Here is a 10,622-nt window from a genome sequence, read left to right on the forward strand (position 1 = left end):
GTCATTAGTCATTAGTCATTAGTCATTAGTCATTAGTCATTAGTCATTAGTCATTGGTGATTTGTCAAAATTGAGATCAATCACAAAAAATCTAAATACTAAATACTAAATACTTAAGTAACTAAAGACTAAGGACTAAGAACTAAGTACAAAACCCATGCTAATTCCCATCACCCGCGAGAAGTTTGAACAAATCGTTCCCGTCCTAGCCACGGGACTCCAGTATCGCTACTACTGGGGTAAGTTTCGAGATTTTTTAAGGCGACTGTTAATTTCTCTAATCGCAGTCGTGGTGATTTTAATTTTAGCTTTGATTCTTGGTTCAGGTTTTGCTCCCTTCCGCGTGTTATTCGAGATCACTGCAGGGCTTTACTGGTTGTGGGGTCCCGTATATTGGGCAAGTATGCGGAACCTGAAGATGCGTCGATATGCCTATAGTGGCTTCTGGCAAGGCCGAATCGAAGATGTATTTGTGACCGAGGAATTGATTGGTACAGAAGAACAAGTCAATCAGCGGGGTGAGTTGGTAATTGTGGAACACCGGGAGAGACGGTTAAATGTAGAAGTGGAAGATGAAACTGGATTTATGAGTCAGCTGCAAGTTCCCCTTCAAAGCCTCCACAAAAATATTTCACCTGGACAAATTGCTCAGATGTTGGTCATGTCCAATCAGCCTGACTTAGGCAAGATTGCCCATACCAGTGATATTTATATTCCTAGCTTAGACATTTGGGTAAATGACTATCCTTACCTGCAACGAGATGTTTTTGTCCAAGTTAGTCGTAAGTTGAGGAATAAAGAGCGGTCTTATTCCAGACAACGTCCCCGTAGTTCTAGGCGTCGAAGATCCTATTAACCATTAACTTAACCATTAACGGTCATGGTTGAGATCCTTGGAGGTCAGCCTTGTTCCTAGACCAGTAAATCCTGGCGAGGATTAAAATTCTCAATTTGCCTTAGTTTTTCGTAGATTTCTCTGACCTCCTCAGTGACTTCGGTGGGAACAACAATCTGAATTTCTACTACCTGATCCCCTCGTCCCCCCTCTTGATTGGGATAACCCTTATTGGCCAAGCGCAATTTTTGTCCTGACCTGACGCCACTAGGAACATTAATTTGCACTCTACCATCCAAGGTGGGAACTTCTATTAAGTCACCTAATACTGCTTCAGCAGGTGTTACTGGTACTACACAAATCACATCCAATTCCTCTAATTTAAAGAAGGGATGAGGTGAGACAGTGATTTTTAAATTTAAACATCCACCATCAATACCTTGACCTTGGAGCCGTACCAGGGCACCGGTTACCATCCCAGCAGGTAGCTCAATTTCTAAAGCCCGTCCATCTTCTAGGCGAATTCGTTCTCGACCCCCTCTATAGGCTTTTTCCAAAGGTAGGGTTAATCGAGCGTCAATATCCTGAGGTTGAGGTTTGGGATAAGGTTGAGGCTCAGGCTGGGATTTGGGTTGAGGTCTCAGACGAGAACTAACAGTGTAGGCTGTTTTAGTTTTCCCTGGTCGAAACGCACTATCGGAACTTACCCGAGTCCCTGGAGGTGGGGTTGATGTTGCCTTTCTAGTTGATGTTGCCTTTCTAGTAGAGCGACGTCCTAGTAGTTGGTCGATGAAGGTGTTAAAGTCCCGGTAATTTCCATAATCCTCTGGTTCGTATGAACCACGACCATTGCCGTTCCACCCTACATTTCTAATCAAAGTAGCCGCTTTAGCCGCTTTTCTACCAAACTTTTTCTTCTGCCAATATCGGCTGAATTGGTCGTACTGCGATCGCCTATTCGGGTCAGAGAGAACTTCATATGCCTCACCAATATCCTTGAACTTGTCTTCTGCTGTCTTATCTCCAGGATTCAGGTCAGGGTGATACTGTCGAGCTAACCGCCGATAAGCCTTTTTAATTTCCTCGCTGGATGCCTCTGTCGGTAGACCCAACATTTCATAGTAATCTCGATAGTTTTGCATAGTCATTAGTCATTAGTCATTGGTCATTAGTCAATTCTGAGTGTCTTAATGCACTCCCTGATCGGGGAAACCCCGTATTAAGGGGCTGCATCGCTTTTTTGATCTATTCTCGATTAATCGTCAATTGTCAGTATTGTTTGAAGCGAAGAGCCGAGTTGGCTTTTACCAAAAAATTTTGGTAATCGCGCCCCGTCCTTATAGGACGGCTTTTTTTTAAATTAAAACTTGACGGTTTTCTCGCATCGTGTTAAAATTAAGTGCTGAATAAAAAAACAATTAATGTTCTAGATAAACATGATATTAAAATAAGTAGATGATGTAAAAAATAAGCTAATATATCAGCTTGTTGCATAATCAAATCTAACGATTTTGATATCTACGAAAACATAATATCAACAAAAAGTTTATCTAACTTGTTAACTAGATTAGGTACGGTGGGGCACACCGAAACCTGGGTCATAGACCAAGTACGCTTGTGGAGAGGAGACCTCTATTTTTTCTGGCTCCGGCAAGGGATAACAAGTCACCCCGTTGTTCGCGTAGCGTGGCCAAAGGCCAAGCAAGAATCCCCGTCCATAAGCGGGCGGGGAGTGTCAACTAAAGACTAATTGCTAATTAGTTATGGCTACTGACTACTAACAACTAACTACTGACTAATTTAAAACCAATCATCATCCTCATCCCAATCATTTTCAAGGGGGTTTCTGCGATAGCGATCGCGAGTGGATCTCGATGAACTAGCCCCATAGGAGTCATAGGAGTCCCGGCGGTAATCCCGTTCAGAATATCGGTCTCTTTCACTATCTCCGGTGAAGGTACGACGAATTGAGCCAAACAAGTCATCATCCTCTTCTTCCTCATATTGCAGCCGTACCTCTCGCTTGAGCTCATAGAGGGCATCTTGTAGATCACCTTGAGTCCGATCAATAGCCCGGTCATCATTTTGGGCAACCGATTGACGCATCTCCTGAATTAAGCCTTCAATCTGACGCCGATAACCACTAGCAAACTGTCTACCAAAATCTAGCGCTACCTCCCTCAGTTGCCGTTCCGCTTCATTAGCCAAACTTTCTGCCCGATTGCGCTTCTCTACTCGTTCCCGTCGTTCCCGGTCAATTTCAGCATATTCTTCTGCCTCACGAATCATTTTATTGACTTCCGCCTCACTCAGGGTAGAAGCCCCTTGAATGGTAATGCTTTGTTCTCGACCAGTAGTTTTATCCAGTGCCAATACCTGCAAAATCCCATTGGCATCAATATCAAAAGCCACCTGAATTTGGGGCACTCCCCGTGGTGCTGGGGGAATACCAGTCAACTTAAACCGACCCAAAGACTTATTATCTGTTGCCATATCCCGTTCCCCTTGCAGGACATGAATTTCCACCAAAGTCTGATTATTTTGGGATGTCGAAAAAATATCAGACCGCCGGACTGGGATAGTCGTGTTGCGGGGGATTAACTTTTTCATCACCCCACCAATAGTTTCCAAACCCAAGGACAACGGGGTTACATCCAGCAATAGGATATCTTTGACTTCACTGTTGAGAATTCCTCCTTGAATTGCAGCTCCTACTGCCACTACCTCATCAGGATTAACGTTCTGATTCGGTTCCCGATCGATTAAGCTGCGCACCAATTGTTGTACCATCGGGGTGCGGGTTCCCCCTCCTACCAAGATCACTTCATCAATGTCCATAGGAGTTAAGCCAGCATCTTTGAAAGCTCGTTTTAGGGGTCTGCGCAAACGACTAACTAGATCCACACATAGCTCTTCAAACTGAGAGCGCTTCAGCCTAGTTTCTAGGTGTTTTGGACCATCTTCTGTAGCTGTAATAAAGGGCAAATTAATATCAGTTACACCCACCCCAGACAGCTCGATCTTAGCTTTTTCTGCAGCTTCAGTCAGCCGTTGTAAGGCTTGGCGATCGCGTCGCAGATCAATTCCCTCTGATTCCAAAAATTGCTCTGCCAACCAGTCAACAATTTTTCGATCAAAATCATTGCCCCCCAGTTGAGTATCACCACTGGTGGATAGGACTTCACAGACCCCATCCCCCACCTCTAGGATGGAGACATCAAAAGTACCCCCACCCAAATCAAATACCAGGATGGTTTGGCTGGCCTCAAGATCCAAGCCATAAGCCAAAGACGCTGCTGTTGGTTCATTAAGAATCCGCAGAACCTCTAACCCAGCAATTCGTCCAGCATCTCGTGTTGCTTGCCGTTGAGAATCATTAAAGTAAGCCGGGACTGTTATTACTGTCCCTGTTACCTCCTCTCCCAGGTAGCGGCTGGCCTCATCCGCCAACTTCCGCAGAATCATCGCAGAAATTTCCTCTGGGGCAAAGTCTTTTTTCAAGCGGGGGCACTTAATTCTCACATTACCACTTTCATCCCGGCGAATGGTATAGGCAACCCGCTTCGACTCTGGATTGAGTTCAGCATACTTACGTCCAATATACCGCTTCACCCCATAGAATGTATTTTGGGGATTAAGCACAGCTTGGCGGCGTGCCAATTGTCCTACAACCCTTTCCCCATCCTTACTAAAGCCAACCATTGACGGAGTTGTGCGCATACCTTCCGCATTAGCAATTACCACCGGCTTACCGCCTTCGATGACAGCCACCACGGAGTTTGTTGTACCCAGGTCAATGCCGACTACCTTGCCCATGCGTCCTTTATTCTCCTCAAGATGAATGCTGTCAACTCGTTCAATGAATTTCAACTACTATATATATAGATGATATTTTGATGAAAATTGTATATAGCCAGTGGTTCGGTTTTCCGAAGCGTAGTCACCCTAGACCGCTGAGGGTTGCAGTTATGGTAAGGGATGCCCCGAAGTACTGAATCTATTCTATCCCTTGAGTTCTCCCCTAATTGAGGGAAATTTTAGATTAGGCGTCCTATCATAATAGAGAACATGTTAGCAAACTTGAGGATCGGGTGAAGTAGTACACTCAAGACTATTGATTAGCGCTTCCACAGCTCAATCCGCCCGACTTACCTGTGGAAAACTTTCCTGTGCCTTATCCGATGGGTCTGGTAATGCTACGATCACACTAGCCCCCTATATTGAATTATTAATGGCAGAAACACTATTCTTTAATGCTCTGCGTGAAGCCATAGACGAAGAAATGGCACGGGATGAGACAGTATTTGTAATCGGTGAAGATGTTGGTCACTACGGTGGTTCCTACAAAGTTACCAAAGATCTATATAAAAAATATGGTGACTTCCGGCTTCTGGATACCCCCATTGCCGAAAATAGCTTTACTGGTCTAGCTGTGGGTGCAGCAATGACAGGTTTACGACCAATTGTCGAAGGCATGAATATGGGGTTTTTACTCCTGGCATTCAACCAAATTTCCAACAATGCCGGGATGCTGCGCTATACCTCTGGTGGTAATTTTAAAATCCCGATGGTGGTTAGAGGCCCTGGTGGTGTCGGACGTCAGTTAGGAGCCGAGCACTCCCAGCGTCTAGAAGCCTACTTTCAGGCAGTTCCCGGTCTCAAAATCGTTGCTTGCTCTACTCCCTACAATGGAAAAGGGTTGCTGAAATCTGCCATTCGAGATGATAACCCAGTATTGTTCTTTGAACACGTCCTGCTCTACAATCTCAAAGAAAATCTGCCAGAACAGGAGTACTTGGTACCCCTTGATAAAGCTGAAGTTGTACGCCCTGGTAAAGATGTTACCATTCTTACCTACTCCCGGATGCGTCACCACGCCATGCAAGCGGCTAAGCAGCTGGAAAAAGAGGGGTATGATCCGGAGGTGATTGACCTGATTTCCCTAAAGCCTCTAGACTTTGAAACCATTGGTGCTTCACTGGCCAAAACCCACCGAGTCATTATTGTAGAAGAGTGCATGAAAACCGGTGGTATTGGGGCAGAATTAACAGCATCGATTAACGAGCGCTGGTTTGATGAACTCGATGCACCAGTGCTTAGGCTTTCATCCCAAGATATTCCCACTCCCTACAACGGTACTCTGGAAAATCTCACCATTGTCCAACCCGATCAGATTGTCGAGGGTGTGAAAAAGATGGTGGCTTTGCGGATTTAATTTAAAGCTTGGCAAATAAAGCTTAGGCATTAGCCATACAGGGGGCGTTGCTGATCATTAGATGCTGGAGGTTAAAAAGATTCCGATTCCTAAGTAACCAATCGATAGAATACTCAAGCCTCCAGCCTTCAGACTTTAGACTTTAGACTTTCTCAGTTACTAGACTCGCCAAAACGGATTATCATAGCATTTGTTGCGGCGGGTCGTAGTCATGCAAAAACAGCGTTCACTATTAGCCTTAATCATAGTACTTGTAATTACAGCAGTCATAGTACTGGTGCAAATTCCAATCCGGTTAGGACTGGACTTGCAGGGAGGGGCTCAACTCACAATTCAGATTAACACTACCGAAGAGATTACGGAAATCACTGCTGAGCAATTAGACGCAGTTAAAACCGTTATAGAAGGCCGAGTCAATGCCCTAGGGGTTTCTGAGTCGGTAGTGCAAACCGTTGGCAAAGACCAGCTTTTGGTACAGCTACCTGGTGTCAATGACCCGCAACAAGCGGAACGGGTACTAGGGGGAACAGCACAGCTGGATTTTCTCAAGCAAAACATTGGTACAGAAGCACAGCTGCAGGTTGAACAGCAAGTGCTACGAGAACTACAATTCAACCAAGAGGTATTGCGCAACAATGGTGATGGAGATGCGATCGCAGAAAATCAAGCTGCTATCAATCGTAGTAACCAAGCCATCCTTGAACTATTTGAAAGCACTGGTCTGACTGGCAAAAACCTCAAAGATGCTCGTCCCCAACCTCTTCAAACTGGTGGTGCTTGGGAAGTGGCTATTCGATTTGATAGTGAGGGAGCTCAAAAGTTTGCCGAGCTGACCAAGAACATTGCCGGTACAGGACGCAGCATTGGTATTTTCCTCGACAATTTACTAATTAGTGCTCCGAGTGTGGCAGCGCAATATGCTGAAAATGGCATCAGTGGTGGTGCAGCAGTGATTACCGGTAACTTTGATGCCGAAAGTGCCTATGAATTTGCTGCCCAGCTGCGGGGAGGTTCCTTGCCTTTGCCAGTGGAAATCGTGGAGAATCGCACCGTAGGGGCTACCTTAGGACGAGATAGTATTCAACGTAGTATCTATGCTGCTGCAGTTGGTCTGATTTTAGTATTAATCTTTATGGTGGTCTATTACCGACTGCCTGGCATCATTGCTAATATTGCTCTGAGTATCTACGCTTTACTCACCATCGCAGCTTTTGCCCTACTAGATGTTACCTTAACCCTACCTGGAATTGCTGGTTTTATCCTTAGTATCGGTATGGCAGTTGATGCCAATGTGCTGATTTTTGAGCGGACACGGGAAGAATTACGTGCTGGTAAGACCTTGTATCGCTCAGTGGAATCCGGGTTTTACCGAGCCTTTTCTAGTATTTTGGATGCAAATGTGACCACATTAATCGCTTGTGCAGTACTGTTTTGGCTAGGCTCAGGTCTAGTCAAAGGCTTTGCCGTAACCCTAGGCATTGGGGTAGGAATCAGTATGTTTACCGCCCTTACCTGTAGTCGCACCCTGATGCTCGTGGCAGTTTTAGGACTTCCAGGGGTACGTCAGAAACCAGAACTCTTCTGCCCGAATTTACCAACCCAATAGTTTATAAATTAGGAAATAGGAAGTAGAAAATAGGAAGTAAGAAGTGTAATTATTATTTATGGATAAAGGGTTTAGTTGACCAGGATCGAGTTCAACTAAAAAATCTATTTAATCCTTCATCCTAGTTGTGGATAACTTTTTGGATAAAGGGTTTAGTTGACCAAACTCAGATTCCATCAACAAACCCATTTCATAATTCATCATTCATAATTCCTAATTTATAGCAATCCTAAATTAAATTAATTGTGATAAGTTTATTTACTACTTCCTGTTCCCAGATCCGCTGTTCCCTTTGCTATATAAGGATTTATCAATAGAAAAGTCAATATGAAACTGAATGTAATTAAAACGCGATCGCTTTGGTGGAGCATCTCAACCGCCCTGATTACGGTCGGTATCATTGCCATGGTGATTTCTTTTATCCAACTAGGAGCCCCTTTACGGTTAGGTCTCGATTTCGTTGGTGGTACCCGCCTACAGCTAGAGAGAGACTGTACTCAACCCGGAAACTGCGATCAACCGATCGATTTGGCTATGGTGCGAGACGTCATGACAGCTCAAGGTCTTGGCAATAGCAGTATCCAAATACTAGGGGAAGAAAAACAAGCCCTGACAATTCGGACTAAAACATTAGATGTTGAAGAACGCACCCAGTTGCAAACTGCCCTAACCGAGCGTCTTGGTGTTTTCGATCCCAAATCTACTCAGATTGACACCGTTGGTCCTACCTTGGGCAGGCAACTGTTTATTTCTGGCTTAATCGCTTTGTTTATGGCCTTTGTGGGCATTTTTGTCTACCTTACCTTCCGATTCGAGTTTGATTATGGCCTATTCGCTTTCGTTGCCCTGTTCCACGATGTCTTAATCGCTATTGGTCTTTTCTCTATCCTAGGTTTAGTGCTAGGGGTAGAAGTCGATACCTTATTTGTGGTTGCCCTATTGACAATTATTGGTTTTTCTGTTAATGATACTGTGGTGATTTACGATCGGGTGCGAGAAGTAATTAAACTCAAGCCAGGTCAACATATCAATCAAATTGTAGAGGATGCTGTTAATCAAACCTTAACCCGCTCTATCAATACCACCTTAACTACCTTGCTACCCCTGTTAGCAATCTTGCTGTTCGGGGGAGAAACCCTAAAATTCTTTGCTTTAGCACTAATTATTGGTTTTACAGCAGGGTCTTACTCCAGTATTTTTATTGCTAGTACCCTGTTAGCTTGGTGGAGAGAGCGCACTGGTAAAGCTCAGTCTGTAGTCGATGTTCCGGTTAAGCCCGAAAAGGAGGGGAATTCAGTGATTGAAGCAGAATTTTCTGATGAAGTTTAGTTCTCATTTTCAATAGTCTTCTAATTATGGAGCAACCAGATAGCCCAAGACGAAAAATTACCCTTGACCCAATCCTTCAGGCCAGGGTAAAACGATTACATCAATTAACTGTTTATGGTAGGTGGATTTTCGTAGGCATTCTCTGGATAACTGTTGCTCCATTAAGCCTGTGGGCTTGGCAGTATGAAATTTCCCTGATGCGATCGCATTTTACCTGGGCAGCACTCCGGTATAGTATTATCTACAACCATGTGCCTGCACTAGGTTTGGCTATCTGTATTGGCACAACCTTAGCCGTCTTAGTTTGGCAAAGTCGCAATATTTTATTTGGATTACCACCCTTAGAACAGAAACGTCTGGAGCAACAAGTACAACGGATTTGTCAGCAAGGACCAACACACCCACTCTGGAAGTGGGTGTGCGGCTCTTGAATTAAACGATTACATCCTCATTAACAACAAAATCTGCCGCTGTGAGCTGAGTCGTGGATATCCCGAACACCTGTGCTAAGACTTCGCCAGTGCCAGTAATACTAATAGTAGTCGCGCCAAGGTTATTACCAATTGTCAGGTCATCAAAGGTCAGACTTCCACCTAACTTGAAGACATCGATTCCATCTTCAAAACTAATCACAGTATCTGTTCCCTCACCAGGGTTCAAGACATAGGTGTCAAAGCCCCCTGCGCCAGATAAGGTATCATTGCCTAATCCGCCTTCTAAGGTATCATTACTGTTACCACCAAACAGGGAGTCATTACCCTCACCACCGAGCAAGGTGTCTTCGTTTTCTCCCCCAGACAAGTTATCATTACCAGCTCCACCATCCAGTAAGTCGTCATTATTGCCACCCTCCAGGACGTCATTACCGTCACCACCGATCAAGGTGTCTTCGTTATCTCCTCCAATCAGGCTATCATTACCAGCTCCACCATCGAGTAAGTCATCGTTTTGGATACCTTCTAGGGTATCGTTGCCATTACCCCCAAGCAACGTATCATCCTGGGGAGTACCAATCACACTCGAGCTATTATCTTGGATGGCAATCAGAGTAGCTACCTCACTTTGGTTGTTGAAAGCTAAACCATCATCAACCACAAACTGGAAAATGCGACTAGGCGCATCAAACACTGTGTCTGGATCGCTATCCACACCAGATATGTTTTCATACTGGAGGGTGTTGAGGACTTGCTCGTAATTTTCGATGGTATCTACCCCATCTAAGGTGAGTTTACCATTATCAGCATCGAAGCTAACCGTTATATCAGTATCAGTGTTGTCAACAGTAAGCAGTTCCTCTGTGGGATTCAGTAGATTGGCAATTGTTACTGTTGCGCCAACCAGAGTGGTGTTATTAGAATCACTCAGAGTCAAGTTGCCACCTGGGAACAGTGCCAGCTGATTACCGGTAAATGTGATAGTAGCATCAATGCCGTCGGTATCTGAATCTGGGGCAGGAGCTGGAATTCCCTGAGTAGCTGCGAGAACTGGCTCGGGATCTGGCTGACTAACTGGCTCAGGAGTTGGCTCGGGATCGGGCTCGGGAGTTGGCTCGGGATCGGGCTCGGGAGTTGGCTCGGGATCGGGCTCGGGATCGGGCTCGGGAGTTGGCTCAGGAGTTGGCTCGGGATCGGGCTCGG

The 10,622-nt window shown here is 45.0% G+C and carries 8 protein-coding genes; 5 read left to right on the forward strand and 3 right to left on the reverse strand.

The window, feature by feature from the left end; genetic code table 11:
* Positions 1 to 157 precede the first annotated feature (157 nt).
* Positions 158 to 856: a DUF8619 family protein gene (locus AC4II3_RS19465; protein WP_488010106.1), complete on the forward strand. Its 699-nt coding sequence runs from the start codon at positions 158 to 160 to the stop codon at positions 854 to 856.
* Between the two features lie 56 nt (positions 857 to 912).
* Here the strand turns inward: AC4II3_RS19465 and AC4II3_RS19470 are convergent, their stop codons facing one another.
* Entirely contained in the window at positions 913 to 1,977 is a 1,065-nt protein-coding gene (locus tag AC4II3_RS19470; protein WP_488010130.1) for a DnaJ C-terminal domain-containing protein, read from the reverse strand.
* A 658-nt stretch (positions 1,978 to 2,635) separates the two neighbouring features.
* Positions 2,636 to 4,651 carry a molecular chaperone DnaK gene (gene dnaK, locus AC4II3_RS19475; protein WP_488010128.1) on the reverse strand — a complete coding sequence of 672 codons (2,016 nt, stop codon included), beginning with the start codon at positions 4,649 to 4,651 and terminating at the stop codon, positions 2,636 to 2,638.
* A 415-nt stretch (positions 4,652 to 5,066) separates the two neighbouring features.
* On the opposite strand from dnaK, the gene AC4II3_RS19480 reads away from it, so the two are divergent.
* The 4 genes from AC4II3_RS19480 (at position 5,067) to AC4II3_RS19495 (ending at position 9,416) form a co-directional block, all read left to right on the forward strand.
* The gene (locus tag AC4II3_RS19480) at positions 5,067 to 6,050 is read left to right on the forward strand and encodes a pyruvate dehydrogenase complex E1 component subunit beta (protein WP_488010126.1); all 984 of its coding nucleotides are present in this window, start codon (positions 5,067 to 5,069) and stop codon (positions 6,048 to 6,050) included.
* Positions 6,051 to 6,261: 211 nt separating this feature from the next.
* On the forward strand, positions 6,262 to 7,656 hold the full coding sequence (gene secD / locus AC4II3_RS19485; RefSeq protein ID WP_488010104.1) for a protein translocase subunit SecD: 1,395 nt from the start codon (positions 6,262 to 6,264) through the stop codon (positions 7,654 to 7,656).
* Positions 7,657 to 7,983: 327 nt separating this feature from the next.
* Positions 7,984 to 8,985 carry a protein translocase subunit SecF gene (gene secF / locus AC4II3_RS19490; RefSeq protein ID WP_488010102.1) on the forward strand — a complete coding sequence of 334 codons (1,002 nt, stop codon included), beginning with the start codon at positions 7,984 to 7,986 and terminating at the stop codon, positions 8,983 to 8,985.
* 26 nt (positions 8,986 to 9,011) lie between these two features.
* Positions 9,012 to 9,416 carry a hypothetical protein gene (locus AC4II3_RS19495; RefSeq protein WP_293064659.1) on the forward strand — a complete coding sequence of 135 codons (405 nt, stop codon included), beginning with the start codon at positions 9,012 to 9,014 and terminating at the stop codon, positions 9,414 to 9,416.
* A 1-nt stretch (position 9,417) separates the two neighbouring features.
* Here the strand turns inward: AC4II3_RS19495 and AC4II3_RS19500 are convergent.
* The coding region (locus AC4II3_RS19500) for a calcium-binding protein (RefSeq protein ID WP_490722871.1) at positions 9,418 to 10,622 on the reverse strand (1,205 nt) is incomplete at its 5' end.

The sequence above is a fragment of the Moorena sp. genome (genome assembly GCF_982860115.1).